This window comes from Advenella faeciporci (assembly GCF_014652395.1).
Classification (GTDB): domain Bacteria; phylum Pseudomonadota; class Gammaproteobacteria; order Burkholderiales; family Burkholderiaceae_B; genus Advenella; species Advenella faeciporci.
Map to the genome: position 1 here is coordinate 107,814 of NZ_BMYS01000006.1, position 25,473 is coordinate 133,286.

Annotated in this window: 23 protein-coding genes and 1 pseudogene; 7 read left to right on the forward strand and 17 right to left on the reverse strand. The window is 50.7% G+C overall.

Annotated features, from left to right (window positions below):
• Positions 1-37: 37 nt before the first annotated feature.
• From IE074_RS06270 to IE074_RS06305, 8 genes are all read right to left on the reverse strand, one after another.
• Positions 38-298, reverse strand: coding sequence for a YtcA family lipoprotein (locus tag IE074_RS06270; protein WP_229793913.1), 261 nt, complete (start codon positions 296-298; stop codon positions 38-40).
• Positions 299-523: 225 nt separating this feature from the next.
• Positions 524-1,813: a phenylacetate--CoA ligase family protein gene (locus IE074_RS06275; protein WP_189384574.1), complete on the reverse strand. Its 1,290-nt coding sequence runs from the start codon at positions 1,811-1,813 to the stop codon at positions 524-526.
• A gap of 8 nt (positions 1,814-1,821) precedes the next feature.
• Entirely contained in the window at positions 1,822-2,646 is an 825-nt protein-coding gene (locus tag IE074_RS06280; RefSeq protein WP_189384575.1) for an ABC transporter ATP-binding protein, read from the reverse strand.
• A 106-nt stretch (positions 2,647-2,752) separates the two neighbouring features.
• Positions 2,753-4,081, reverse strand: coding sequence for an ABC transporter substrate-binding protein (locus IE074_RS06285; RefSeq protein ID WP_189384576.1), 1,329 nt, complete (start codon positions 4,079-4,081; stop codon positions 2,753-2,755).
• 73 nt (positions 4,082-4,154) lie between these two features.
• Positions 4,155-5,219, reverse strand: coding sequence for a branched-chain amino acid ABC transporter permease (locus tag IE074_RS06290; RefSeq protein ID WP_189384577.1), 1,065 nt, complete (start codon positions 5,217-5,219; stop codon positions 4,155-4,157).
• A gap of 25 nt (positions 5,220-5,244) precedes the next feature.
• A complete protein-coding gene (locus tag IE074_RS06295) occupies positions 5,245-6,174 on the reverse strand; it encodes a branched-chain amino acid ABC transporter permease (protein WP_189384578.1) in 930 nt (309 codons plus the stop codon).
• 7 nt (positions 6,175-6,181) lie between these two features.
• Complete coding sequence (locus tag IE074_RS06300) at positions 6,182-6,976, reverse strand: ABC transporter ATP-binding protein (protein WP_189384579.1); 795 nt, start codon at positions 6,974-6,976, stop codon at positions 6,182-6,184.
• A 2-nt stretch (positions 6,977-6,978) separates the two neighbouring features.
• Complete coding sequence (locus tag IE074_RS06305) at positions 6,979-8,952, reverse strand: AMP-dependent synthetase/ligase (RefSeq protein WP_189384580.1); 1,974 nt, start codon at positions 8,950-8,952, stop codon at positions 6,979-6,981.
• 198 nt (positions 8,953-9,150) lie between these two features.
• Here IE074_RS06305 and IE074_RS06310 point away from each other — a divergent pair, with 198 nt between their 5' ends.
• On the forward strand, positions 9,151-9,819 hold the full coding sequence (locus IE074_RS06310; protein WP_189384581.1) for a Crp/Fnr family transcriptional regulator: 669 nt from the start codon (positions 9,151-9,153) through the stop codon (positions 9,817-9,819).
• A gap of 213 nt (positions 9,820-10,032) precedes the next feature.
• On the opposite strand, the gene IE074_RS06315 is transcribed toward IE074_RS06310, so the two are convergent.
• On the reverse strand, positions 10,033-10,719 hold the full coding sequence (locus tag IE074_RS06315) for a YggS family pyridoxal phosphate-dependent enzyme (RefSeq protein WP_189384582.1): 687 nt from the start codon (positions 10,717-10,719) through the stop codon (positions 10,033-10,035).
• A gap of 163 nt (positions 10,720-10,882) precedes the next feature.
• On the opposite strand from IE074_RS06315, the gene IE074_RS06320 reads away from it, so the two are divergent.
• On the forward strand, positions 10,883-11,368 hold the full coding sequence (locus IE074_RS06320) for an acyl-CoA thioesterase (protein WP_169293453.1): 486 nt from the start codon (positions 10,883-10,885) through the stop codon (positions 11,366-11,368).
• Positions 11,369-11,411: 43 nt separating this feature from the next.
• Here IE074_RS06320 and IE074_RS06325 read toward each other — a convergent pair whose 3' ends face one another.
• A complete protein-coding gene (locus IE074_RS06325) occupies positions 11,412-12,389 on the reverse strand; it encodes a Bug family tripartite tricarboxylate transporter substrate binding protein (RefSeq protein WP_189384583.1) in 978 nt (325 codons plus the stop codon).
• 323 nt (positions 12,390-12,712) lie between these two features.
• Between IE074_RS06325 and IE074_RS06330 the strand changes: the two genes are divergently transcribed.
• Complete coding sequence (locus tag IE074_RS06330; protein ID WP_189384584.1) at positions 12,713-13,588, forward strand: acyl-CoA thioesterase; 876 nt, start codon at positions 12,713-12,715, stop codon at positions 13,586-13,588.
• 10 nt (positions 13,589-13,598) lie between these two features.
• On the opposite strand, the gene IE074_RS06335 is transcribed toward IE074_RS06330, so the two are convergent.
• Positions 13,599-15,584, reverse strand: coding sequence for an acyltransferase family protein (locus IE074_RS06335; protein WP_189384585.1), 1,986 nt, complete (start codon positions 15,582-15,584; stop codon positions 13,599-13,601).
• Positions 15,585-15,794: 210 nt separating this feature from the next.
• On the opposite strand from IE074_RS06335, the gene IE074_RS06340 reads away from it, so the two are divergent.
• The 3 genes from IE074_RS06340 to IE074_RS06350 all read left to right on the forward strand — a co-directional run bounded on the left by IE074_RS06340 (position 15,795) and on the right by IE074_RS06350 (position 19,186).
• Positions 15,795-17,114 carry a hemolysin family protein gene (locus IE074_RS06340; protein WP_189384586.1) on the forward strand — a complete coding sequence of 440 codons (1,320 nt, stop codon included), beginning with the start codon at positions 15,795-15,797 and terminating at the stop codon, positions 17,112-17,114.
• A gap of 207 nt (positions 17,115-17,321) precedes the next feature.
• Positions 17,322-18,452: a glycosyltransferase family 4 protein gene (locus IE074_RS06345; RefSeq protein ID WP_189384587.1), complete on the forward strand. Its 1,131-nt coding sequence runs from the start codon at positions 17,322-17,324 to the stop codon at positions 18,450-18,452.
• Entirely contained in the window at positions 18,449-19,186 is a 738-nt protein-coding gene (locus IE074_RS06350) for a polysaccharide deacetylase family protein (protein ID WP_229793915.1), read from the forward strand. The genes IE074_RS06345 and IE074_RS06350 overlap by 4 nt, the downstream gene beginning before the upstream one ends.
• Positions 19,187-19,224: 38 nt before the next feature.
• On the opposite strand, the gene rfbC is transcribed toward IE074_RS06350, so the two are convergent.
• From rfbC to rfbB, 5 genes are all read right to left on the reverse strand, one after another.
• Positions 19,225-19,770 carry a dTDP-4-dehydrorhamnose 3,5-epimerase gene (gene rfbC, locus IE074_RS06355; RefSeq protein ID WP_189384588.1) on the reverse strand — a complete coding sequence of 182 codons (546 nt, stop codon included), beginning with the start codon at positions 19,768-19,770 and terminating at the stop codon, positions 19,225-19,227.
• A gap of 48 nt (positions 19,771-19,818) precedes the next feature.
• On the reverse strand, positions 19,819-20,523 hold the full coding sequence (locus tag IE074_RS06360; RefSeq protein ID WP_189384589.1) for a hypothetical protein: 705 nt from the start codon (positions 20,521-20,523) through the stop codon (positions 19,819-19,821).
• Positions 20,520-21,089, reverse strand: a complete 570-nt coding sequence (locus tag IE074_RS06365; RefSeq protein ID WP_169293443.1) for a hypothetical protein — start codon at positions 21,087-21,089, stop codon at positions 20,520-20,522. The genes IE074_RS06360 and IE074_RS06365 overlap by 4 nt, the downstream gene beginning before the upstream one ends.
• Before the next feature lie 151 nt (positions 21,090-21,240).
• On the reverse strand, positions 21,241-22,119 hold the full coding sequence (gene rfbA / locus IE074_RS06370; protein ID WP_189384590.1) for a glucose-1-phosphate thymidylyltransferase RfbA: 879 nt from the start codon (positions 22,117-22,119) through the stop codon (positions 21,241-21,243).
• Positions 22,116-23,201, reverse strand: coding sequence for a dTDP-glucose 4,6-dehydratase (rfbB, locus tag IE074_RS06375; RefSeq protein ID WP_189384591.1), 1,086 nt, complete (start codon positions 23,199-23,201; stop codon positions 22,116-22,118). Before rfbB ends, rfbA begins: the two co-directional genes overlap by 4 nt.
• A 218-nt stretch (positions 23,202-23,419) precedes the next feature.
• Between rfbB and IE074_RS06380 the strand changes: the two genes are divergently transcribed.
• Entirely contained in the window at positions 23,420-24,703 is a 1,284-nt protein-coding gene (locus IE074_RS06380) for an exopolysaccharide biosynthesis polyprenyl glycosylphosphotransferase (RefSeq protein ID WP_229793916.1), read from the forward strand.
• Between the two features lie 348 nt (positions 24,704-25,051).
• On the opposite strand, the pseudogene IE074_RS15040 reads toward IE074_RS06380, so the two are convergent.
• Positions 25,052-25,345, reverse strand: a pseudogene (locus IE074_RS15040) (IS1634 family transposase); the annotation flags it as partial.
• Positions 25,346-25,473 lie beyond the last annotated feature (128 nt).

Below are 25,473 nucleotides of genomic sequence, written 5' to 3' on the forward strand. Positions count from 1 at the left end.
CTTTATGCTTGTTGGAGGAAACGGGATGAGTCATGGATCAGGTAGAGAAGAAGGCCATTGAGGTGGCAATGGCAATGATGAGTGCTACACACAGGTAGACCAAAAGGCGAAGCGGCAAGGCGTCGTCGAGCTGCAGTCGAATAAAAACCACACGTACCAGAACCGCCCCGATAATACCAATAAAGGCGCAAAGCAACCAGGAAGGAAAGTACGATCCGAACGCATAAACAGATGGTGCGTTTGAACAACCCGAAAGCATCGCCGCAACCAGCCAGAGCATAACAAGACGTGGCATCATTACAGACCTTGTGGCAGCAAACGGGGAAAACGAAGATTGGTTGAAGGCATCAGGCGAGCTAATCGTCAATGTAACATTTGATCACGATATAGTCCCACACCGATCTCCAACTGTCAATCCGCTTATCTTTAATTAACAGTCACACTTGCGTCACACTAACCCCGGCTTTTGGATTGAAAAACCGGCATCCATACCTGCAATGCCGGTTTCAGACAACATTGGCGGTTACTCGTATGACCTGACATCATCAATGACTTTGCCATCATTGGGCAACAGGCCAGGCTGTTCAAACACGATTTCCGCCCGCAGCTTGGTGATATCCCGCACGGCATCCACCAAAGACTGCCTGAGATCGTCAGACACCGCACCCGGTGCCACTTCAACCCAAAGGCTCATCTGGTCGTGCCCCACTGCCCCACTAATGACCAGCCGCGCCCGCTGGACCTGGGCAAACCGCCGGGCAACCATTGCCACCTGCTTCGGGTGAACAAACATGCCCCGCACCTTGGTGGTCTGGTCGGCCCTGCCCATCCATCCCCTGATACGTTTATTGGTTCGACCACAGGCCGACGGTCCGGCAATAATGGCCGACAGGTCACCGGTACCAAAACGCACCAACGGATAATCGGGATTAAGCGTGGTGACCACCACTTCGCCCACCTCACCATCGGGAACCGGCTCATTGGTGCCGGGACGCACGATTTCCAGAATGATATCTTCAGCCACGACCAAACCGTCACGCGCGGGCGTTTCGTAGGCAATCAGCCCCAGGTCGGCAGTCCCATAAGCCTGGAAACCCTCTATGCCACGGTCGGCAAACCATTTCTGCAAGGACGGCGGAAACGCCTCGGCGGAAAACAGGGCACGCTTAAGGGAAGGCAGCGCAACCCCCATGGCGTCGGCTTTTTCCAGGATCAAACGCAGGAAACTGGGGGTTCCCGTGTAGCCATCAGGAGCCAGATCGCGAATATTTTGCACCTGCATCTCGGTTTGCCCGATACCGCCTGGGAAAACCGTACACCCCAAGGCATGGGCACCGGTTTCAAACATGGAGCCGGCCGGCGTAAAGTGATAGGAAAAACAGTTGTAAACCAGCATGCCTTTACGAAAACCGGCCGCAAACAGGGCACGTCCAAAACGCCAGTAATCAGCGCGGGCACTTTCCGGTTCAAAAATCGGCCCGGGCGAGGCAAATACCCGCAAAGCCTGTCCCCAGCCAATGGTGGAAAAACCGCCAAAAACACGGTTGATTTCATAGCCTTGTTGCCTGCCTACGCCAAGCATGCTGGCGCGTCCGTCCAGTTGCCGCTCTAGCAACTCTGACTTGCGAATGACAGGCAAACCGGCCAGGGCAATACGGTTATGCACCCCCCCCACCTCGATGCCCCGCAACTGATCGGCAATGGCAGGCGCCCGTTCCACCGCCGTTTTCAGGGCCTGGGGCAAGGCGGTAAACAGGGCCTGTTCACGTGCATCGGGATCGCGATGCTCCAATACATCAAAAAACTCACTCATCATAGCTCCTAGGCCAACCAGCGTTTGCGGCGACGATAAAACTTGGTATCCCTGAAACTCTTGCGATCGCCACTTTCAATGCCCAAATAGAACTCTTTGACATCCTCATTATTGGCCAGATCATCGGCCTTGCCATCCATCATGACCCGGCCGCTTTCCAGGATATAGCCATAGTCGGCATAACGAAGGGCAATATTGGTATTTTGTTCGGCCAACAGGAAACTGACGCCTTCACGGGTATTCAGGTCACGCACAATTTCAAAAATCTCTTCCACAATTTGCGGTGCCAGCCCCATGGAGGGCTCATCAAGCAGAATCATTTTGGGGTCTGCCATAAGCGCGCGGCCAATGGCGGCCATTTGCTGTTCGCCCCCCGAGGTATACCCGGCCTGGCTGGTACGACGCTGTTTCAGGCGCGGAAAATACTGATACACCATATCCAGCGAAGCGGCAATTTCACCCTTGCTATCGGTTCGGGTGTACGCACCGGTCAACAGGTTTTCCTCGATGCTCAGGTGCCCGAAACAATGCCGTCCCTCCATGACCTGGATCACACCGCGCTTAACCAGATCGGCAGGCGTCAGGCTGTCAATCCGCTCTCCTTTGTAATGGATATTTCCCTTGGTCACATCGCCACGCTCGCTTTTCAGCAAGTTGGAAATGGCGCGCAGCGTGGTGGTTTTACCGGCACCGTTGGCCCCCAGCAAGGCAACAATCTTGCCCTCGGGAACCACCAGCGATACGCCCCGCAACACCAGGATAACGTGGTTATAAATAACCTCGATACCATTCACATCTAATAAGGCCTTTGGAGCCTCTTGTTTCGTTTCCATACAGTTTTCCTGAGGTCAGGTGGGAAGCAGTACTCACACACCCCTGTGGCCGTCTATGCACAATACGGCCACAGGGAATACCGCTTCCCGGAGCACTACCATTTACTTAAGACTCGGTTGCACAATCGCGCGGGGTGATTTTTTTCTCGCTGGCATACTTCTCGGCCTCGGACTTGACAAGCGGATCCACATATTTCTTGTCAGACTGATACCAATCGGAGACCACCGTGAACTTGTTGCCGTCCCACTGTATGATGCGGGCCCAATCATCACCCATATGATTCTCGCAGCTGGTTTTTACCGGGCGCAGCATTTCATCAAAGCCCAGCGCCTTGAGTTTTTCTTCGGTCAGGTCCAGGTTCTCAAAGCCCCAACGCACCTGCTCGGGTGTCATGTGCTGGCCTTTGCCGAACTTTTCCTGGGCTGCGCGAATGGCTTCCACCTGCAACATGGAAATGACCATGCCACGGTTATAGGCCAGCGAACCTTTCGTGTCTTTACCAGACTCCAGGCCCTTGTCATACAGGTGGGTTTTCAGGTCTTCGTAAATTCTGCCCTTGCTTTCACCCGTATTATGAATAGTGATGGCGTTATAGCCTTTGGCAACCTGACCCAGGTCTTTCACATCGCCTTCGGAACCGGCCCACCAAATGCCATAAATCCTGTCACGTCCATATCCCGTAGACTGCGCCTCACGAATAGAGGTTGGGGTCATAATGCCCGCACTCCAAAGAAGGACATAATCAGGGCGTTTCTGACGAATTTGCAGCCAGGTTGATTTTTGTTCCACACCAGGGGCCGTGACCGGATACAGCTGCAACTCAAAACCATTGGCTTCGGCACGGGCCTTTAACAGGGGGATGGGCTCTTTGCCATACGGGGAGTCATGATAAACCAGGGCAATTTTCTTGCCCTTGAGCTTGTCTTCCCCACCCAGCTTCTTGGCAATATCCTGAATCATCACATCGGCCGCTGTCCAGTAAGTGCCCAACAGCGGGAAGTTCCACTTGAACACAGTGCCATTGGCCGATTGCGACAGACCATACCCAACAGTTTCAATCGCCACCTTGTCGACCGGTGCCTTGTCGGACACCGCAAAAGTAATACCGGTGGATTGCGGGTCAAAACCGGAAGCACCACCCTTGGCATTTTTCAGGCGCTCATAACACTCAACACCACGATCGGTGGCATAAGCGGTTTCACACTCTTCAAAAACCAGCTTGACACCATTGACACCGCCATCGCGTTCATTAATCAGTTTCAGGTAATCAATCTTGCCATCAGCCCATGGAATACCCAATGGGGCAAATGAACCCGTACGATAGGTAAACAGGGGAACAAACTGTTCTTCTGCCGCCTGTACCTGCAAGGGAACAGTCGCCAAAACGCCACTAACTGCCAGGGCTGCCGTGATGGATTTAAAGCTTAATTTCATATCGGTCTCCTCCGAAGAAATTGATACATGCTGTTTTTTTATGAATGACAACGTCAGTTAAACTTGAACTTTTTTAATGTGGGAAAGGCCATATCCGCAACTTCTCTTTGGCAATACTCCACAATCTTGCCAGGCCATGCGGCTCCGCAATCAGGAAAAAGACAATCAGGGCGCCAAATACCATATGCTCTATGTGCGCAGCGGTATCAACGCCAATCGGGATACCCATCATGGCCGGAATCCGGTTAAGCAAAATGGGAATCAGGACAATAAAGGCGGCGCCATAAAAACTGCCTACAATAGAACCCAGACCCCCAATAATGACCATGAACAACAGCTGGAAAGAACGGTTCAGGTCAAACGCCAGGGGTTCCCATGACCCCAGGTGCAAATAACCCCACAGCACCCCGGATACCCCGATAATGAACGAACTGACCGCAAAGGCGCTGAGCTTGGCATACATGGGGCGAATGCCAATAACCGAAGCCGCCACGTCCATATCACGGATAGCCATCCATTCACGGCCAATCGCACTGCGCACCAGGTTTTTGGCCAACAGGGCAATAATGACCACCAGCAAAAGAATGAACAGGTATTTTTGTGCCGGTGTTTGCACGTCAAGGCCAAAAAAGGTAAGTGGCGGCACCGACACACTGCCTGAAGAAGAATAGTTCGTAAAGAACGGAATCCGCAGGAAAGTCCAGTCAACAAAAAACTGGGCCGCCAGGGTGGCAACTGCCAGATACAGACCGCGGATACGCAGGCTGGGAATACCGAAAATGACCCCAACCAGCATGGAAAAAAATCCGCCCAAAAGGATCTGCACCAGCAGGGGCATCTCGGGAAACCGCACGCCGAAATTCCAGGCCGCATAGGCACCCACGGCCATGAAGGCACCACTGCCCAGTGAAATCTGGCCACAGTAGCCCACCAGAATATTCAGGCCAATCGCCGCCAGGGACAGGATCAGAAAGGGAATGACAACGCCACTTAACAAATAGTCACTGGCCATTGCCGGCACGGCCAAAAAGGCAAATGCCAGCAAAAAAACCATTAAGACACGGTCCTGGCGGATGGGGAAGATCTGCTGATCAGCCCGGTAACTTGTCTTGAACTGCCCATTTTCACGATATAACATGATGTACTTCCTTTACGCTTGCCCGCTATACGCGGTCGATAATCTTTTCGCCAAACAAACCTTGCGGACGGAACAGCAGGAATGTCAGGGCCAATACATAGGCAAACCAGATTTCAATGCCACCCCCCAGATAAGGACCCAGATAAGCTTCCGATATTTTTTCACCCACCCCGATAATGAGCCCCCCGATAATCGCCCCGGGAACCGAAGTCAGGCCGCCCAGAATAACCACTGGCAAAGCCCGCAGCGCGGCGGTGGAAAGCGTAAATTGCACGCCAAACTTGGAGCCCCAGATAATGCCCGCAACCAGCGCCACAATACCGGCCACCACCCAGACAATGACCCAGATCCGGTTAAGGGGGATACCAATGGATTGGGCCGCCTGATGGTCATCAGCCACCGCCCGCAAGGCACGTCCGGTAGAGGTGTACTGAAAGAAAAAGGCAAGGGCTGCCACCAGGGCCGCTGCAATCGCTGCCGCCGTCAGGTCTTCCAGATTGATTAAAATACCGCCCTCGAACAGACTGTCCAAAATAAAGGCCGGGTCTTTGGGCATGCCAACGTCAATCGTGTAAACCGAACTGCCAAACAGGGTTTGGCCGAATCCGTCCAGAAAATAACTGATGCCCAGCGTTGCCATGAGCAAGGTGGTGGCCTCTTGATTGACCAGGTGACGCAAAACCAGCCGCTCTACCAGCCAGGCAATAACCACCATTAATACCGCACTGATAATGAATGCCAGAATATTGGCCAGCCACATGCTTTCAAAACCCAGCCACTCGGGCAGCCAGGCTGAAAACCGCGCCATTGACAGGGCCGCCACCAGCACCATGGCCCCCTGGGCAAAGTTGAATACCCCCGATGCCTTGAAAATAAGCACAAAACCCAGCCCGACCAGCGCATACAGCATGCCGCTCATCAGACCACCAAATAAAGTTTCCAAGAAATATCCCATAATGCCCTCAATGCTCTACGCCCAGATAGGCACGAATCACTTCTTCATTTGAACGAACCTCGGACGGTGTGCCATCGCCGATTTTCTTGCCGTAATCCAGCACCACGACACGATCCGAGATATCCATAACCACCCCCATATCGTGCTCAATCAACACAATGGTGGTTCCGTATTCATCGTTCACATCCAGAATGAAACGGCTCATATCCTGTTTTTCCTCGATATTCATGCCTGCCATGGGCTCATCCAGCAACAGCAGTCGAGGCTCCATGGCCAGCGCCCGCCCCAGGTCGACCCTTTTTTGCAGGCCATAGGGCAAACGCCCGACCGGGGTTTTTCGATAGGCCTGGATTTCCAGGAAGTCGATAATGTTTTCCACAAATTCGCGATGCCTGATTTCTTCCTTTTCGGCACCAAAAACCCGGAATGCCTGTGACAGGATGCCGCTTTTCATGCGCAGGTTACGGCCTGTCATGATGTTGTCCAGTACGCTCATCCCCTTGAACAAAGCCAGGTTCTGGAAGGTGCGCGCAATACCCATTTCGGCAGCCCGGCGTGGCGTCATCCGGTTGAAATGATTGCCACTGAACTGTATGCCGCCTTCCTGTGGCACATACACCCCGTTAATCACGTTTAACATTGAACTTTTACCGGCACCGTTAGGGCCGATAATGGCACGGATTTCATGCTCTTTAACATTAAATGAAATATTGGTTAGCGCCTTGACACCCCCAAATGACAGGGAAATGCCTTGCATATCCAATATCACGTCACCAATCTGCTTTTCTCTTTCGTTCATCATTCTCAGGCAGCCTTTTTCATCTTGACATCAACCACTTTGCCTTCGGCAATCTTCAGATCGGCAGAAATCTTGCCAGTACGCCCGTCCTCAAACTTGACCTCGGTTTCGATAAACTGGTTTTTCCTGCCTTCAAACAGGGCATCGATAAGGACTTTGTATTTGTCGGCAATAAACGCCCGTCGCACCTTGCGGGTACGTGTCAGCTCCCCGTCATCCGGGTCCAGTTCCTTATGCAAAATCAGGAAACGGTGAATTTGCAATCCGGCCAGCATTTCATCACTGGCCACATCAATATTGACCTGACTAATGCAATCGGCAATCAGGTCATACACCTCGGGCCTGGAGGCCAGGTCGGTATAACCGGCATAGGCCAGGCCACGGCGCTCGGCCCAGTTGGCCACCGCTTCAAGGTCTATATTCACAAAGGCGCACACAAAATCCATATTGGCGCCAAACGCCACCACTTCCTTGATATACGGGAAAAACTTCAGCTTGTTTTCGACATATTTGGGTGCAAACATGCGGCCATCACGCAACTTGCCCACATCCTTGGCCCGGTCAATAATCTTAAGCTGTCCGTTGGCATCTATCACCCCCGCATCGCCCGTGTGATACCAGCCGTCATCGGTAAAAGACTCTTTGGTAGACTCGGGGTTCTTGTAATACTCTTTGAACAAGCCCGGGCTTTTGATTTGCACTTCACCATTGTCGGCAATACGCAGTTCCACCCCTTCAACCGGCGGCCCCACGGTATCGGCCCGTACATTACCGTCACTTTGCACGCACACAAACACCGAGGTTTCGGTGGAACCGTACAATTGCTTTAAATTGATACCAATAGAACGATAGAAGGAAAACAGGTCGGGGCCAATCGCCTCACCGGCCGTATACGCCACACGCACCCGGCTCATGCCCAGGGCATTGCGCAACGGGCCATATACCAGCAAGTCACCCACCTTATACTTGAAACGGTCCCACAGGCCTACCGGCTCTTTATCAAGAATACGCATACCCACCCGTTTGGCCAGCGCCATACATGACTTGAACATGGTTTTTTTAAACCCGCCAGCGTCTTCCATCCGGATCATGACCTGGGTTAACAAGTCTTCCAGCACTCGCGGCGGTGAAAAATAATAGGTGGGCCCGATATCGTGCATATCGATAGATACCGTTGCCGGTGATTCGGGGTGATTCACGGTAAAACCGGTTACCAGCAGCTGGGTATAAGAGAACATGTTCTGGCCAATCCAGGCCGGCGGCAAGTAAGCAAGCACTTCCTCCATGTCTGTCAGGTTTTCAAGTTTCTGGATAACGCGGGCACGGTCGATAAGGGCATGATGAGTTAGCACCACCCCTTTGGGCTTGCCGGTGGTGCCCGAGGTATAAAACATGGCAGCCGTGTCGTTGGCCGACAGGCTTTGCACGGTATTCAGATAAAAATCGGGGCTGGCGCTGTCATAATCCCGTCCCTTTTCCTGCAGGTTTTCCCAGGACAGCAGCAATTCGTCGGTGTAATGCCGAAGGCCACGCGGATCATCGTAAACCACATGGGCCAGATCGGGAGCCTGTTCGCGGATCTCGATCATTTTGTCCACCTGCTCCTGGTTTTCAACCACCACCACCCGCACCCCGGCGTCTTGCAGCACATAGACCATTTCCTGCGCCACGGCATCCTGGTACATGGGCACCGGAATGGCCCCCAGCGACTGGGCCGCCATCATCGCCATATACAGGCGGGGACGGTTTTCACCCACCACCGCCACGTGGTCATTTTTCTTAACGCCCAATGCGGCCAGGCCGCAGGCTGTTTGCCGAACCTCATGGGCCACCTGGGCCCAGCTTAAGGTTTGCCAAATTCCCAGATCTTTTTCACGCAATGCCGGTTTGTCAGCGCGAACGTTCGCGTGATGCAACAGCAAGGCAGGAAATGTGTCCAGACCCGTTTCCGAACCTGCACCATACATAGCGTACGCCATGTTGTCTCCTTTTATATTATGTCTCTAGCATGACTGGTTCCGATTGATTTCATTTCCCGTAAAATTTTAAATTGGAAATAAAACCGGATGAATCAATCTTGTTTAATTATTCTTTGTAATGTATTGCAAAGTTAGCCTGTTGAATGTAATCTAACTGTCGTTATGGTGACATTCCAACCGCTTCTAGGGTAAGTCCTTATGACTGAATTTGCTCCGCACTTCTCCAGCTGGTTTCCCCTTCTGGCCCCCGAACATCAAGAACGGGTCAAGCAGGATATCAAGGTCCATCACTATCCGCCTGGCGCCATGATTGTGCGCAAGGGCGAGTCTTCCGATCACTGGATTGGCGTTATTGAAGGATTGGTCCGCATCTCGGTTGGCAATGCCGAAGGCAAGGTGGCGGCGCTTATTGGCATTCCATCCGGAGGCTGGGTGGGTGAAGGCAGCCTGCTGAAAAAAGAATCGCGCAAATATGACATTATTGCGCTGCGCAATTCCACCATTGCCAAAATGCCCGTGCATACATTTGAATGGCTGCTGGACAACAGCATCCCCTTCAACCGCTATTTGCTGCACCTGCTGAACGAGCGGGTGGGACACTTTGTGGGCAAAGCCGAGCACGACCGCCTGCTAAACGCCGACGCCCGGATTGCACGCTGCCTGGCAGAACTGTGCAACTCGCGCCTGTATCCAGGCATTAGCAACCGCATGGAAATTACCCAGGAAGAACTGGGCTACCTGGCCCGGGTTTCGCGCCAGCGAGCCAACCAGGCCCTTAAAAAGCTGGAAGCAGACGGTCTGTTAAGGGTGGAATACGGGGCCATCTGCATACAAGACCTGGAAGGCCTGCAAAACTACGGTAATTAGATGCAAACTATTTGATTTTTGCATGTAACCACCCCGTCAGGCTGCGCCTGCCACCCCTCCAGTGGAGGGGAATTTTCCTTCTTCGTGGAAACGTCTGTGCTACACACTCCCCTCCTGCGGAGGGGAATTTTCCTTCTTCGTGGAAACGTCTGTGCTACACATTCCCCTCCTGCGGAGGGGTGGCGCGCAGCGACGGGGTGGTTGCCGGAAGTCTTAAGCATAATCACGCTGACCGAAAATGGCCGAGCCTATCCTGACCTCGGTAGAACCCTCCTGGATGGCCCATTCAAAATCTCCGCTCATGCCCATGGACAGCGTGGGCAGGGCCAGCCCGGTCTGGTCCTGGCATTGCTGCCTTAAATGACGCAAGGCAGCAAAACACGCTCGCACCGTTGCCTCTGAATCGCTGTTTTCCGCAACCGTCATGAGCCCCATGGGACGAAGCGTTTGCATGGCTTTCAGCTCCTGCAAAAAGGCAGGCACCGCTTCGGCAGACATGCCGGTCTTGGTTTGCTCGGGGCTGGTTTTTACCTGTACCAGCACATCAAGCGTGCGGTTTTCAAGTTGCAGGCGCTTGTCCAGGGCCAGCGCCAGGTCCAGCCGGTCCATCGACTGGACTTCAGACGCATAACGGGCAACCTCTTTGGCCTTGTTGGTTTGCAAATAGCCAATAATGACCCAGTCAATGGGATATTCTGCAAACACCTCGGCTTTTTGCTTCATTTCCTGCACTTTATTCTCACCAAATCGGCGCAGGCCCGCATCAAGGGCTTCTTGCAATACATCGGGCCCAAAGGTTTTACTTACCGGCAGGATCCGCACACTGTCGGGCGCTCGTTTGGCCTTTATGCAGGCCTTTTCCACCCTGTTTTTAACTTCTTTGTAACGTTGTGCCAGCATTACCCCTGCTCCTGTTGAAAAAACCAGGGTCTATTTTAACCCAGCACCGGTCTCCGACACAGGGCCAATCCCTGATTGCCATTTCAGGCCGGCCACAAAAGGCAGGCAGGTGACTTAAATTCGGTATAATTCAATTTTCAAATAAACCCCCTGCAATATCGCCATGAGCCACAACAAGCCACACCAACTTTCAATGACTATTCTGATGACACCCGACATGGCCAATTTTGCCGGCAATGTCCATGGTGGCACGATTTTGAAATATCTTGACCAGGTGGCCTTTGCCTGTGCCAGCCGATATGCCGGCTCTTATGTGGTTACCCTGTCGGTAGACCAGGTGGTGTTCCGCCAGCCCATTCATGTGGGTGAGCTGGTTAATTTTTACGCATCGGTTAACTACACCGGCAAAACATCCATGGAAATTGGCATTAAAGTGGTCACGGAAAACATTCGTGAACAATTCGTGCGCCACACCAACAGCTGCTATTTCACCATGATCGCGGTTGATGACAATGGCAAGCCCACCGCCGTCCCCCAGCTTGTTCCGTCAACGGAAGAAGAAAAACATCGTTTCATTGCCGCGCAGCAACGCCGCGAGCTGCGCCAGGAAATGGAAAAACGTCACGCCGAGATCAGGGCAAACAACTAGGCCGGCCGGTTTTAAAAATGATGTGCCGTGCCAGCCACCAAGCCTAGCGGGGCGTGATTTTGGCCAGCGTAATACGCTTGCGCCAACGCTCGGCATCATGTTTAATGAATTGCTCTATATTCAGGCAAACATTATCAACAGGCTTAAGGCCTGTTTTTTGCATGGCCAGCTTTATGTTGGGGTCGGCCAGTGCATCGCGCATCACGGAACGCATCTGGGCAACCACATCATCGGGCACCTTACTGGGGGCCGCCACGCCAATCCAGCCTTCCAGGACAAAATCCGGATGCAGTTTTGCGGTTAACTCAACCGCGTTCGTATCAATGCCCGGGATGTCTCCGGTAGTGGCCAGCACACGGATCTTTTTTTCTTTCAGCAAATCGTGCACAAAGATGCCATCGATGAAGGCAAACTGTATGCCATTAATAGCCAGTTCGTGCAAAAGCAGGGCCCGGTTTTTATAAGGCATCACATTCATATTCACTTCGGCATAATAATTGAACAAACCGGCAGCAACCTGCGAGGTACTGTTGTAATAACCGATGCGGTAATCAAGCGGATTCAAACGAATGGCGTCGAGCAATTGTGAAAACGTACGGAACGGACTGTGGGCAGGAACCACCAGCGCAGCCGCAGACGTGCCGATTATGCCAACATTAACCAGATCCTGTTCGGGTGAATAGGAAACTGTTTTTTGCAACATATTGTTAACGCTTTGGGTTGAGTGTGTTGAAAACAAAAACACACTGCCGTCATCAGCAGACTGGGTGACGTAATCGGCACTAATCATGCCACTTTCCCCGGCCATTTGCATAAGCTGCACGTTGCTGCCCGTTTTTTTATGTACAAAACCCGAAAAAACCGTGACAAACTCGTTAAGGGTTTGGGAAAGATGGGTACCCACCACCATTGAAACCAGTGGCAGCTTTACCGGAACGGGATGATTATGATCTGCCCGGGCATGGCCCGCCAATAACAGAACACCCAGCGCAGACACCAGCAACCCACGCATTATGTGCATAAACCGTTTATACCTTATCATGTTACAAATAACCGTGCCTATTAGTAGTTAAGCAGCGAACACAAAAATTTGCCCCATGGCAGCAAGGGGCAAACAGACCATACTTACAATGCGCAAACTTCACTTTATTTATTGACTTATTTGTTTGAACTTATTTTATCATAATTTACCAAAACTTACATTAAGGGTTACAAAAAGCCCTTTTATTTCCATTTCACAACTGCCAGACTTTACCCACTGTTAGCCCAACAAGCGCACCTGATGAACAGGCTTCAGGTTACCTGCTACACTTCCTGCATTCACCATTTTATTTACACCCGGCAATGAATCAAGCACTTACTTCCCTGACTGAGCAACTCAAGCTAACCCCCCTGGATGAAGACACCTTCCTTGGCCAAAGTGTTGACCTTTTTGGCTCGGGACGCGTATTTGGCGGCCAGGTCCTGGGGCAATCCATCATGGCCGCTTCCAGAACCATCGCCAACCCCGAACGGGAGGCACACTCCATGCATGCGTATTTCCTGCTGCCCGGTGATACCAATGAACCCATTCGCTATGAAGTGGAACGTATCCGCGATGGCGGCAGCTTTTCGGCGCGCCGGGTAGTGGCCATCCAGCATGAACGGCCCATTTTCTTCATGTCTGCCAGTTTTCAGGCCCCCGAACCGGGGTTTGAACACCAGGCCACCATGCCAACCGTGCCATCGCCTACAGGCCTGCAAAGCGAAATGGAGCTATTCAGGGCCATTGCCCAGGAACTGCCTCCAACACTGGCCAAACGCGCCATGCAAACACCGCCTATCGACATTCGTCCGGTTAACCCCATCAACCCTTTGAATCCGGGCGCGCATCTACCTTATTCCCATTTCTGGTTCAAGGCCAACGGCACCCTGCCAGAAGACCCGCTCCTGCACAAATCCATGCTGGCCTATACCTCTGACTTTCATTTGCTGTTTACGGCTTTGCTGCCACACGGGCAATCGGCATTCAGCCCGTCCATGCAAATGGCCAGTATCGACCATGCCATGTGGTTTCATCGCCCGGTAGACATGAATGACTGGTTGCTGTATGCCATAGAATCGCCCAACGCCAGCAATGCCAGGGGATTTTGCCGGGCCAATATTTTTGACCGCCGGGGCCGTCTGGTTGCCTCTAGCGCGCAAGAAGGCCTTATCAGAAAAATTCCGGCAAAAGCCTGAACGCAACGCGCTATTCCGTGTCTGGGGCCAGGCCCCATTCACGCAGCAAGGCAGGCGCCAACCCCTGGCTAACCAGCAAAGAGCCATCGCGTGACAAATGCGTGCCGTCCGAATACAGAAAACGCCCCGCTTGCATGGTTTGGCACAACCGTTCGCCACACAAGATGTCATAAGGATCAATAAAAATCACGTTAAAACGGGAGCGGGCGTATTCAGCCAGCATTTGGTTAATTTGCCAGGCATTGCCCTTTTCGCGGGGCAAGGCCAGATATTTGGCACAAGTCAGTGGCAAATAAGCCGGCCGGTCTACACAGGAAGCCAAGCCCGCCTGCGAGCCGGCCCCCGGTGGCGTGCCAATAATAATTAGCCGGTTACCCAGGCCAATGCGCTCATGGATCGCATCAAAATTGGCCTGTAGAAAACGTAAATATTCTTCATCGCTCAGGCGAACCCGCTTGCCATCGGCTGTCCCCAGCGTATTTTGGTAATTACGGAAACTAACCGCGTATATAAGGGGAATCCGGTTCGTGAAGGCGGTTTGCAAGGCATAATCAAGCCTGTCCTGGCAATCCTGGCGGGCCATGCCATCCAGGATGCGGGTGTAACCCGGACCAAAAAAACAGCCATCTTCAAATGAAGTGTCTATTTTTACGCCCTGCCCGGCCAACACCTGGTCCAGTCCATAAGCAAACTGCCGCGCATAGCTGTCCCCCAGAAAAACCGCCTCATGAAACAGGGCCTGGGAGTCGCCCAGCGCTTGACTGCCCATACTGTATCCGGCGCCGCCATACTGTTCTTCATGAAAACGGGGAGAATCAAAGGTATGCTGGGCAAAATGCGTATTCATCCTGAAGGGCATCCCGTTTTGCGTCAGAATGAAAAATGCCGGCAGCAACACCACCGCCACGGCCCCCGCCCGCTGCAATATTTCCTTGAAATACCAGCTGGACAAATTCATGCGCCGGTAACGGTTTTCCACCAGCACATACATGGCGTAACCCAAAAACAGCGGCAATATCACCAAGGCCCACTGTTCAGCGGGCATTAAGGGACGGTAAATATAGTATTTATAAAAAACAATAAGCGGCCAGTGAATTAAATACACCGAATAGGAAATCAGCCCGATAAACACCGCAAGCCGGTTTCTAAGCAGCCAGCCGGCATATCGGGCGCCACTGGCAAAAATACACAAAGCCGCCCCCAGGGCAGGCACCAGGCCGTTAAAACCCGGGAAAGCGGTGGTTTTATCAAACACAAACACACCCCATGCCAGCAATGCAAAACCCGCCAGCATGATTAATTCTTGCCAGATATTGGCCAACACAAAGCGGCGCACCGCAAACACCAGCAAACCGCCAATGGCAAACTCAAACACCCTGAATGGCGTCAGGAAATAATTGGCGGAAGGATCCAGCTGCGTATACCACTGTGAAGCCAGCAGGGAAAGCAGTCCGGTTAATGCCAGCACCCAGGGCAACAGGCGGGCATTCAGCCGGCAGGCGCCATAAACAATAAACGGCCAAACCAGATAGAACTGTTGCTCTACCCCCAACGACCAGGTATGCAGCAAGGGGTTGGTTTCTGAAGACGTATCAAAATACCCCGCTCCCAGCCAGAACTTGATATTGGAAACGGAAAAAAACGCATAAATGGTTGACTCTGCCAGCGTAATATAATCGCCAGGCGAAAAAACAAGAAAACCCAGGACCAGGCACAGCATTAGGGTAAATAAAAGGGCCGGGTACAAACGCGCAATACGCCGCACCATAAACCGGGTAAAGCTGAATGAACCGGCCTGGCAACTATCCATAAGGATGCGGGTAATCAAATAGCCCGAAATCACAAAAAAAACATCAACGCCCGTAAAACCGCCCCCAAAGACAGCAAACCCGGCATGGAAAAACAATACCGCCATCACGGCGATGGCCCGCAACCCGTCCACCTCGGGTTGGTAGCCCGCGCGGGGAGCCTCATGAACCGGAACAAGCAAAGACATAGTGCCCAACACCCAAAAAACAGCAACAGTAAAGGAAGATATCTTAACCTATATTGCAAAGCGCAAAATTTGGTTAAAAAAATTTGTCCCGTATCAAACAAAGACAATTAAATATCGGAAAATTTCTTCAGACCCCGAAATTTCATCTGAAACCTGTAAAATATTTTTTTTAAATTACAGGAGTTTAAAGCGGTACGCCGCCCACAAGTCATGGATATCCTTATCATTTTAGGACTCATTCTAATCAATGGTCTTTTCGCAATGTCTGAAATCGCCATTGTTTCTTCCAAACGCATTCGCCTGCAAAACAAAGCCGACAGCGGCAGTAAAAGCGCCGTGGCAGCCCTGAAGCTGTCAGACAGCCCAAGCCGTTTTCTTTCTACCGTGCAAATTGGCATCACCCTTATCGGGATTTTCAACGGTGCCTTCGGCGAAGCCTCTATCGTATCCAGACTTACTCCTTTTTTCCTTAACATTCAGCCACTTAGCAATTACGCCTATGAGCTTTCACTGGCAACCGTGGTGTTTGGGATTACCTATGCATCCTTAATTCTGGGTGAACTGGTGCCCAAGCGCATTGCCATGCAATACCCTGAAGCGGTGGCCATGTTTATATCGGTACCCATGACCTGGCTGTCACGCATCGTGTCACCCTTTGTTGCCGTTTTGTCGTTTTCCACCGACTTTCTCATGAAAGTGTTGCGACTGGACCAAAGCAAAAACAGCTCACTCACCGAAGAAGACATTAGCGGCATGTTAAAAGAAGGCGCAACCGCCGGCCTGTTTGAAAAAACCGAACACGACATTGTGGCACGCGCCCTGCAACTGGACGACAAACACATTAACACCATCATGACGCCGCGCTCGGACATTCACTACATAGACCTGAATGTGCCGCTGGAAGAAACCCTTCTACGCATTGCCAACAGCCCCTATTCCCGCTTTCCGGTCTGCCAGGGTGGGCTGGACAATATTATTGGCATTGTGGATGCCGGCAGCCTGTTCGAGCAGCAAATCAAACAGCAGCAAATCAACATCCAGGCCATTACCAAAACCGCCCTGTATGTACCCGAAACCATTAGCGCCATGGACTTGCTGGAGGCCCTGCAAAAAAACCGCTCTGAAATTGCCGTGGTGATTAATGAATACGGCGAAGTGGAAGGCGTGGTGACCCTGCGCGATATCCTGAAAGTACTGGTTGGGCACGCTATTCCGATTAATGAAAACCAGGTCTCCGATGCCGTCCAACGCAAAGATGGCTCATGGCTGCTGGATGGCGGTGTTTCACTGGACCGTTTCCGTGAAGTTTTTGCTTCTGCGGTCAGTTTTCCCGAAGAAGAAGAGGAAAACTATCACACCATCGCCGGTTTCATCATGCACCAGTTGGGGCACATTCCGACTGAAACCGAAAGCGTGGAATGGGAAAACTACAAATTTGAAGTCGTGGACATGGACAAGCACCGTATTGACCGGGTGCTGGTGTCTGAAATCGTTGTTGAAAGCGATAGCAGTGCGTTTGATGGCGAGTAACTTCCCTGGGGCTATGTGCAAGTTTGGCGCTTTGCGGCGGTTCGGTGGTTTGCGGCGGTACTTCGCTTTGCACTGCCGCGGTGCAGATAACCACCCCGGCGCTACGCGCCACCCCTCCACAGAGGGGAATTGTCCTGCTTCGTGGAGACGGCTGTGTATGCAGACGCGTTCCCACGCTCCTGCGTGGGAACAAAAAAGGTTAAAACAATGAAAATCCTGTTTACCAATTTCCATAAACGCAATGGCGGCGGGCATGCCACTTATATTATCAACCTGCTTGCACGGCTGGCGCCAGAACATGAATGCTTCGTGGCCACCCCCGGCACCAGCCGCCTGTACCGCTTTGCCCAGGCGGTTCCCAATGTACGGGTCATAGACCAGGGTTTCAACTCTCGCATTGGCAAGCTCCTGCCCGAAATAAAGCAACTCAGAAAGCTGATCCAACAGGAACACTTTGACATTATTCATGTGAATGCCTCGGCCGACCACCGCCATGTCATGCTGGCCTGCCTGGGGCTGCGGCACCGCCCTAAAATCATCTTTACCAAACACAATGACCACCCCGTGGGCAGTTTTGGGCACAAACTAAGGGCCAGACTGGCCACAGACCGCATCATTGCAGTGAGCCGCTTTGTGGCGGACATGTTCAAAAACTCGCCCTATGCGGCCATCCCGCTGGACATGATTCACCATGGCATAGACACCCGGTATTTTGCACCCGCCAGTGCCCGGCACAAACAGCAATGCCGCCAGGCCTTGCTGGGTAACGAAGCCGCAAATACCGGGCTAATATTACTGGGCAGCACCGGTGGCACCGATTATGAAAAAGGCTGGCTGGAAATGGTGCAGGCCGTATCACAACTGCCCGAACACCTTAAAAACCGCTGCCGCATTATCATGGCCGGTGACCCGCCCAACGAAGAAAAAATGAACCGGGTCAAAGCCCTGGGCATGGAACAGCAACTGGTTTTCCCGGGCCTGGTTGACGATGTGCGGGATATTCTGGCGGCCTGTGACCTGGGCTTTGTACTGTCACACAAAGAAGCGCTGTCTTTTGCCTGCCGTGAAAGCATGGCCCTGGGCCTGCCCACCATTGCCAGCAACGCCGGTGGTCTGCCCGAAAACATACAGCATGGCAAAGACGGCTGGATTGTACCGGCCAAAGACCCGCAGGCCCTGCAAACACTGCTACAGGAAATTCTGGATAACCCAGCGCTGCTTCATGAAATTTCAGCGGCCAGCCGCCAAACGGCTGAACAGCACTTTAACCTGGACACCTTTGCCCGCAAAACCCTGAACACTTACCGGCAGGCCCTGGGCCAGCCCATACAACCATGATACCTATTCTGATGTACCACCAGATTGCCGATATGCCCCCCAAAGGCACCCCCTACCGTGGCCTGTGCGTGCCGGCAAAAAAATTTGCGCAACAAATGCAATGGCTTAAACGGCTGGGTTACCGTGGCCTAAGCATGCAAGACCTGCTGCCCTATCTGGAAGGTAAAAAAAGCGGTAAAGTGTTTGGCATTACCTTTGATGACGGCTACGCCAACGTGCACGACAACGCCCTGCCCGTTTTGCAGGCACTGGGCTTTACCGCCACCACCTACTTTGTGGCCGGACACCCGGGCGGGCACAACCACTGGGATATTGAAAAAGGTATTCCCCATTCCGGGCTGATGAACGAACAGCAAATCCAAAACTGGGCCAAGGCCGGGCAGGAAATTGGCTCGCATACCCTGGACCATGTTCATTTAACCCAGCTGCCGGAAAATGAGGCACGACGGCAAATTGAAGCCTCAAAATACGGCTTAGAGGCCGTTTTTGGCGTTCCGGTTACCGCGTTTTGCTACCCGTATGGGGATGAATCTGCCGCGATAAGGGAAATGACCCGCCAGGCAGGCTATACCAATGCCACGTTAACGGTAAAAGGACTTGCACTGAAAGAAGATGATTTGTTCGGCCTGCCGCGTGTGACGGTTTCAGGCAATATTGGCCTGGTCGCGTTTTTAATGAAATGCCTGACGCAAAAAGAGCATAAGCGACGGGTGAAGAAAGAAAAACAACCCTGAGTCCGGCTAAGGAAAACCAAAGATCAATCAAGCGCCGGTTAATCAAACAACTCACTATTACGCAAGCTACTTCCTGACCGGTCTTTGGCAGATAAAACAGGAGCCGCTGTCAATGGCCAGCGTATATCAATCTCCGGATCATCCCAGGCTATGCAACGCTCATGTTCAGGGGCATAATAAGTACTGGTTTTATACGCCACCTCGGCCACCTCGGACTGCACCAGAAACCCATGTGCGAAGCCTTCAGGTATCCAAACCTGACGTTTATTGTCAGCGCTTAACTCTTCAGCCACCCACTGCCCAAACGTGGGCGATGAGCGACGCAGGTCCACCACCACATCGAAAATCCTGCCTACAACAACTCTTACCAGCTTGGCCTGCGGCTGTTGAATTTGGTAATGCAACCCCCGCAACACATTGGCCTGGGAACGGGAATGGTTGTCCTGTACAAAATTTACCCGCCGTCCCACAACCTGTTCAAACTTCCCGGCATTAAAGCTTTCCATAAAAAACCCGCGCTCATCGGCAAAGACATCGGGTTCAATAAGCAAAACATCGGCAAGGCGGGTTTTAGTAATTTTCATGGTTAAACTATTTTTAAGCAAACGCAACAGGTATTGCCCATATTTAATTCACCGCTTATCACATGCTGTTATGCGTGAAAACCTTTCTCGCACAATATCAACTCTACCGCCTGGCCCTCTAATATTTCCTTCCAGAAAATGATCAAAATCAATGCCTTGCTGAATATCATAAAATTGGCTGGCGATATATTTCCTTATATCCTCATCAGCAGCATCAATTTCCCCAACCAACTCTTCTCTTCCATCAACAACAAGTAAGATATCCTCCATATCCCGGCTTAACATAAGATCATTATCACCACGTCCCTTATATGCCTCTAATTTTGTTGCTACAAAAAGTTCAGGGGGTAAAATCTTTATTACCAAATCGTCAGTTAGCTGATAAGGTTTTGACTGTTCTATTCCTCGTGCATACCATCTGTTTGTAAAGCCCAAAATTTTGGCATCATCCGGCATAAAATCCACCTTTAATGCACCCAGCCGCATGCGACAAACCACTTCATCTTCCGGTGATGCTGAAAACCCCCTGTTCCTTAATTGTTCTTCCAAAGTTACCCACGCAGCGTAACCAGCAAGATCAACAATTAAATCAACATCATCTGTTGCCCTGACATCTTCCAAAGTAATGGGGTCAGTGATAAATAGTGCGGTTGTACACCCACCTACAAATACCAATCTTTGCCGGAGCTCACTGCCCAGTGCAACTGCCACTCTTTCCAGCATGCGTAGCAATTGTCCTTTAACTGTTGTCATTTTTTTAATAACCTTTCTTCAAGAAGTTTTGCTGCCAATCCGGCTTCTCGTGGCCTGCCCAGTCTGATTGCATCTATAAGTGCCAAGTATTCATATAGTTGTTCATCATTCTTTACCGCTTCAGGAACGGATTTAAACAGGGGTTCAACAAACTGCCCCATAATTTTACCTTCCGCGTCAGGCCAAATATAAATATATTCACCCGGGCTGATGAGAAGACTATTCAACATGGGGGCCGCAAATGCAGTGGGGATCCCCCTTGTTATGCCACCTGGCTTGACCGGGAAAACATATTTCAACCCATGCGTAATAAAGTTGCCAAGTGCTCGATGGTTTGGCCTTATACGCCCGGTTATACGATCTTTGATAGCCAAACCTGAAAATAAACTGCGATTTATAGAAGCATGGACTTCTGTTTTACTAATGCCAAGAGAAGCCGCAAGCCCCCGAATAGAATAAGGTTCATCTACACCGGTGCCCCTGGCTGGCTGGTTTAGATTACCCTCTTCCTCCTGTTTTTTCAGGCAAATGAGCTTGAGTAATATAACAATGTCCTGACCTTTCATAATTTACAGATCCAAATGTCCTTTGTCCCAGGATTAAGGACATTAAAACATAACCCAATTATTTCTGTCAATTAGCATTGATAAATTCGTAGGCTTACCGTCAAGCGCAGGGTAATCACTGGTTTTATACGCCCCCACAAATTTTCATGGTTCAATTATTTTTAAGCAGATGCAACAGGTATTGCCCATATTCATTCTTGGCCAAGGGCTGGGCCAGCGCTTCAAGCTGCGCAGCACTAATAAACCCTTTACGGTAGGCAATCTCTTCAGGGCAAGACACCTTCAGGCCCTGCCGCTTTTCTATGGTTTGAATAAAATTACCCGCATCAAGCAGGCTTTCATGCGTACCCATATCCAGCCAGGCATAGCCCCGGCCCATTAGCTCAACCGAAAGCTGCCCCTTATTCAAATAAGCGCAATTACAGTCGGTAATTTCCAGTTCACCACGTGCCGAAGGCGTTAAGGCAGCGGCAATATCCAGAATCTGATTGTCATAAAAATACAGCCCGGTTACGGCGAAATTGGATTTGGGTTGCGCTGGCTTTTCTTCCAGGGAAACAACTTTGCCCTGCCCATTAAACCCAACCACCCCGTACCGTTGCGGGTCTTGCACATGATAGGCAAATACCGTGGCGCCCTCTTCCCGGGCACAGGCGCGCGCTAGCTGGCGGGGCAAGTCATGCCCGTAGAAAACATTATCTCCCAATACCAAGGCAACCGAACGGTTACCCACAAACTGGCGGCCAATCATAAAAGCCTGGGCCAAGCCATTTGGGCTGGGTTGTTCTGCATAGCTGATATTAAGCCCCCATTGGCTGCCATCCCCCAGCAAGTGCTGAAACCGCGGCAAATCCCAAGGCGTTGAAATAAGCAGAATATCGCGGATGCCTGCCAGCATTAAGGTACTTAGGGGGTAATAAATCATGGGCTTATCGTAAACAGGCAATAGCTGCTTGGACACGGCAAGTGTAACCGGATACAACCGTGTACCCGAACCACCCGCCAGAATAATCCCTTTGCGTTGCGTCATGCCCTGCCCCCATTATGTTTATGATGGCCATAATGCAAAGCCATCCAATCGCGATAAGAACCGTTTTGCACGCCTTGCACCCAATCACTGTTATTTAAATACCACTGGATGGTTTTTTGCAAACCCGTTGTGAAAGTTTCCTGCGGGTGCCAACCCAGTTCCTGCGCTATTTTAGTGCCATTAATGGCATAACGCCGGTCGTGCCCGGGGCGGTCTGCCACAAAAGCGATTTGCCGGTGATATGACTGCCCGCCTGCACGCGGGCGGATTTCATCAAGCACATCACATATGGCTTGCACAACATCCAGATTGGTTTTTTCATTGCCACCACCAATATTGTAAGTCTGCCCCGGTATGCCTTTGTCCAATACCGTTGCAATGGCTGCGCAATGATCCCCCACATACAGCCAGTCACGTATTTGCAGGCCATCTCCATAAATGGGCAAAGGCATGCCAGCCAAGGCATTCAAAATAACCAGCGGGATGAGCTTTTCTGGAAACTGGCGCGGCCCATAGTTATTGCCACAGTTGGTGGTTAACACGGGCAAGCCATAGGTATGGTGCCACGCCCGCACCAGGTGATCAGAGGCCGCCTTGCTGGCTGAATACGGGCTATTGGGCCGGTAACAGGACGATTCCGTAAATGCCGGCTCTTCGGGCAATAAAGAGCCATAGACCTCATCGGTAGAGATATGCAGGAACCGAAAATTGCTCTTATCTGTACCTGCCAAGGTATTCCAGTAATCGCGAACGCATTCCAGCAAACTGAATGTGCCCAGCACATTGGTTTGGATGAAACTGGCCGGCCCATGAATGGAACGGTCTACATGCGATTCGGCCGCAAAATTAATAATTGCCCTGGGCCGATGCTGGATTAACAGCTGGGAGATGGTGTTTTGGTTGGCAATATCGGTTTGAACAAAATGGTAGCCGGGGTGATTCTCAATGGAAGACAGGCTTTGCAGATTGCCGGCATAGGTTAGGTTATCTATATTCACAACGGGCTCGCCAGATTGACCAAGCCAATCCAGGATGAAATTACTGCCGATAAAACCGGCGCCACCGGTTACGAAAATTGTCATAAAAAACTTTAAAATTGCCCAGAATCATACAAAAAAATTACAAATTATTATGCTTGTTCAAGATTGTCATCTCTTCAAATGCTATTTACAGGTATATTACTAGTGTTTTTATAATCAGCATAAATCATATTATTTCAATAATTGAAAGTTTATATGCATGCCATTGTAATCTTCTACAGTGCACTAAAAATCAAAAATTTCGGTAAACTCTTAACAATATGCGCTTAACATCCCAGTCACGTTTTCATAAGCTGTATGAAAAAATCCTGCTTTCCCGCTTTGTATCAATGCTGCTGGGTTTTATATTGTGCGTAGTATTACCTTTTTATATCCATTACGGTTTCAAGAATTACTACTACATTGATCAAGGCCAGTTTAATGCCTTCATCATTAGTTCAATTGCCTTCGTCCTTACCCACATCTGGTGCAACTACTTAACCAACTCTTACCCAGGCGGAAGATCGGCAGCCTTGCTGGCGCCACAGATTCTTACCGTTTACGGTTTTTGCATTCTGGCAACCTTCCTGTTTTATTTTCCCATTTCAAGGCTTATTTTGGTAACCAGTGGTTTAACCACCCTGTTCTGGTTGCACATAGAATACATACTTACCTTTAGAATGCGCAAACCCAAACTGGCCGTAGTTAATCAAGCCAAAACGCAGGAATTGATCGCGCTGAATAAAAAAGGTCATGACATTCGTGTCCTGGAAACACCCAACCTGAATAATGTCCGCTATGATGCCGTGGTTGCAGACTTTAAAAGCATCACCCCAGAGTGGGAGCGTTTTCTAACCCAATGTGCCCTTAACCGCATTCCGGTACTTAACTCGGAACAGGTTTTTGAATCCCTGACGGGTCGAGTCAGGATTAGACACATGACAGAAAACAATATTGGATCATTGCTGCCTTCACCTTTGTTTGAATTTATTAAAACCTGTTTTGACTGGGTTGTTGTACTTCTTACACTTCCCATCACCTTGCCCTTGGTGCTTGTTACCGCCCTGCTGGTAAAACTGGAATCCTCAGGACCGGCTTTTTTCTGCCAAACCAGGGTTGGTTTGGGCAACAAGCCATTTAGGATGTATAAAATCAGAAGCATGCGTCATGATGTAAAGGCAGAACACAACGAAGCGTTTGCCGAAGAAGATGACCCCAGAGTTACCCGCATTGGCAAAATCATCAGAAAATTGCGTATTGATGAATTGCCACAGCTTTTGAATATTTTGAAAGGTGAAATGAGCCTGATTGGCCCCAGACCCGAACAGCCCAGTTTTGTAGAAGAGTATGACCAAAAAATACCCTTTTACAGCTATCGGCATGTTGTAAAACCCGGCATAACGGGCTGGGCACAGGTAAGATATGGGTATACATCAGATGTAGATGAAGCCCAAATCAAGATTGAGCATGATTTCTTTTATATAAAACACTGTTCAATCTCGCTGGATTTTTACATTACGTTATTAACGATCAAAACCATGATTACTGGGTTTGGGGCTAGATAACCTGACACCAAAGCTGATAGAGCAGGTTATTACTGACATGCGGAACTTACAACTGTACTGACATAAAAGGGAATCCCGCATTCATAATAAATCCTAAGAATGACTCAGCAAACTCAATAAATATTGCCCATAACCTGTTTTTGATAACGGTTTGATTTTCTCCATTAACTCCCCCCTGGACAGCCATCCATTCCGATAACCGATTTCTTCCAGACAGGCTATTTTTAAACCTTGCCTGTTTTCGATGGTTTGTACAAAATGCCCCGCCTCCATCAGACTGCCATCTCGAGTTCGACAGTTAAAAACATAACCCATTGATTTGTAATGGATCGCTTTACAATCGCTCCACTACAAGTTCACATAAGCCACATCCGCAAACGGCTTTTTGACCTTCAGGCTTGCCAACACAGCGGCTTGTTCCGCATCGATGGCAGAGATTCCGGTAACAGGTGCCTGACCGTCGAACGTGACTTTATGCGTCTGAATTCGGCGCAATACTGACAAAGCTCGTTCCGGTGAGCATACGTCAGGCACCGGATTCTGGTACAGCCGTTCACGCATGACACGCGCGAGCACCAACGCTATAAAACAGATATAAGCATGAGCCCGGATCCGATCCGGCAACCGATGATAGACTGGCCCGCCCGAGTTCGACAGTTAAAATTTTAAGTTATTGATTTATAGTGGATTATGTTATAAACGCTCCATTACAAATTCACATATTCAACATCAGTGGTCGGTTTTTTAACCTTCAGGCTGGCTAACACAGC

What these genes read in the sequence shown, in the direction of transcription:
- IE074_RS06270 (WP_229793913.1), bottom strand. Translation starts at nt 298, where the DNA reads ATGATGCCACGTCTTGTTATGCTCTGGCTGGTTGCGGCGATGCTTTCG.
- IE074_RS06275 (WP_189384574.1), bottom strand. Translation starts at nt 1,813, where the DNA reads ATGAGTGAGTTTTTTGATGTATTGGAGCATCGCGATCCCGATGCACGT.
- IE074_RS06280 (WP_189384575.1), bottom strand. Translation starts at nt 2,646, where the DNA reads ATGGAAACGAAACAAGAGGCTCCAAAGGCCTTATTAGATGTGAATGGT.
- IE074_RS06285 (WP_189384576.1), bottom strand. Translation starts at nt 4,081, where the DNA reads ATGAAATTAAGCTTTAAATCCATCACGGCAGCCCTGGCAGTTAGTGGC.
- IE074_RS06290 (WP_189384577.1), bottom strand. Translation starts at nt 5,219, where the DNA reads ATGTTATATCGTGAAAATGGGCAGTTCAAGACAAGTTACCGGGCTGAT.
- IE074_RS06295 (WP_189384578.1), bottom strand. Translation starts at nt 6,174, where the DNA reads ATGGGATATTTCTTGGAAACTTTATTTGGTGGTCTGATGAGCGGCATG.
- IE074_RS06300 (WP_189384579.1), bottom strand. Translation starts at nt 6,976, where the DNA reads ATGATGAACGAAAGAGAAAAGCAGATTGGTGACGTGATATTGGATATG.
- IE074_RS06305 (WP_189384580.1), bottom strand. Translation starts at nt 8,952, where the DNA reads ATGGCGTACGCTATGTATGGTGCAGGTTCGGAAACGGGTCTGGACACA.
- IE074_RS06310 (WP_189384581.1), top strand. Translation starts at nt 9,151, where the DNA reads ATGACTGAATTTGCTCCGCACTTCTCCAGCTGGTTTCCCCTTCTGGCC.
- IE074_RS06315 (WP_189384582.1), bottom strand. Translation starts at nt 10,719, where the DNA reads ATGCTGGCACAACGTTACAAAGAAGTTAAAAACAGGGTGGAAAAGGCC.
- IE074_RS06320 (WP_169293453.1), top strand. Translation starts at nt 10,883, where the DNA reads ATGAGCCACAACAAGCCACACCAACTTTCAATGACTATTCTGATGACA.
- IE074_RS06325 (WP_189384583.1), bottom strand. Translation starts at nt 12,389, where the DNA reads ATGCACATAATGCGTGGGTTGCTGGTGTCTGCGCTGGGTGTTCTGTTA.
- IE074_RS06330 (WP_189384584.1), top strand. Translation starts at nt 12,713, where the DNA reads ATGAATCAAGCACTTACTTCCCTGACTGAGCAACTCAAGCTAACCCCC.
- IE074_RS06335 (WP_189384585.1), bottom strand. Translation starts at nt 15,584, where the DNA reads ATGTCTTTGCTTGTTCCGGTTCATGAGGCTCCCCGCGCGGGCTACCAA.
- IE074_RS06340 (WP_189384586.1), top strand. Translation starts at nt 15,795, where the DNA reads ATGGATATCCTTATCATTTTAGGACTCATTCTAATCAATGGTCTTTTC.
- IE074_RS06345 (WP_189384587.1), top strand. Translation starts at nt 17,322, where the DNA reads ATGAAAATCCTGTTTACCAATTTCCATAAACGCAATGGCGGCGGGCAT.
- IE074_RS06350 (WP_229793915.1), top strand. Translation starts at nt 18,449, where the DNA reads ATGATACCTATTCTGATGTACCACCAGATTGCCGATATGCCCCCCAAA.
- rfbC (WP_189384588.1), bottom strand. Translation starts at nt 19,770, where the DNA reads ATGAAAATTACTAAAACCCGCCTTGCCGATGTTTTGCTTATTGAACCC.
- IE074_RS06360 (WP_189384589.1), bottom strand. Translation starts at nt 20,523, where the DNA reads ATGACAACAGTTAAAGGACAATTGCTACGCATGCTGGAAAGAGTGGCA.
- IE074_RS06365 (WP_169293443.1), bottom strand. Translation starts at nt 21,089, where the DNA reads ATGAAAGGTCAGGACATTGTTATATTACTCAAGCTCATTTGCCTGAAA.
- rfbA (WP_189384590.1), bottom strand. Translation starts at nt 22,119, where the DNA reads ATGACGCAACGCAAAGGGATTATTCTGGCGGGTGGTTCGGGTACACGG.
- rfbB (WP_189384591.1), bottom strand. Translation starts at nt 23,201, where the DNA reads ATGACAATTTTCGTAACCGGTGGCGCCGGTTTTATCGGCAGTAATTTC.
- IE074_RS06380 (WP_229793916.1), top strand. Translation starts at nt 23,420, where the DNA reads ATGCGCTTAACATCCCAGTCACGTTTTCATAAGCTGTATGAAAAAATC.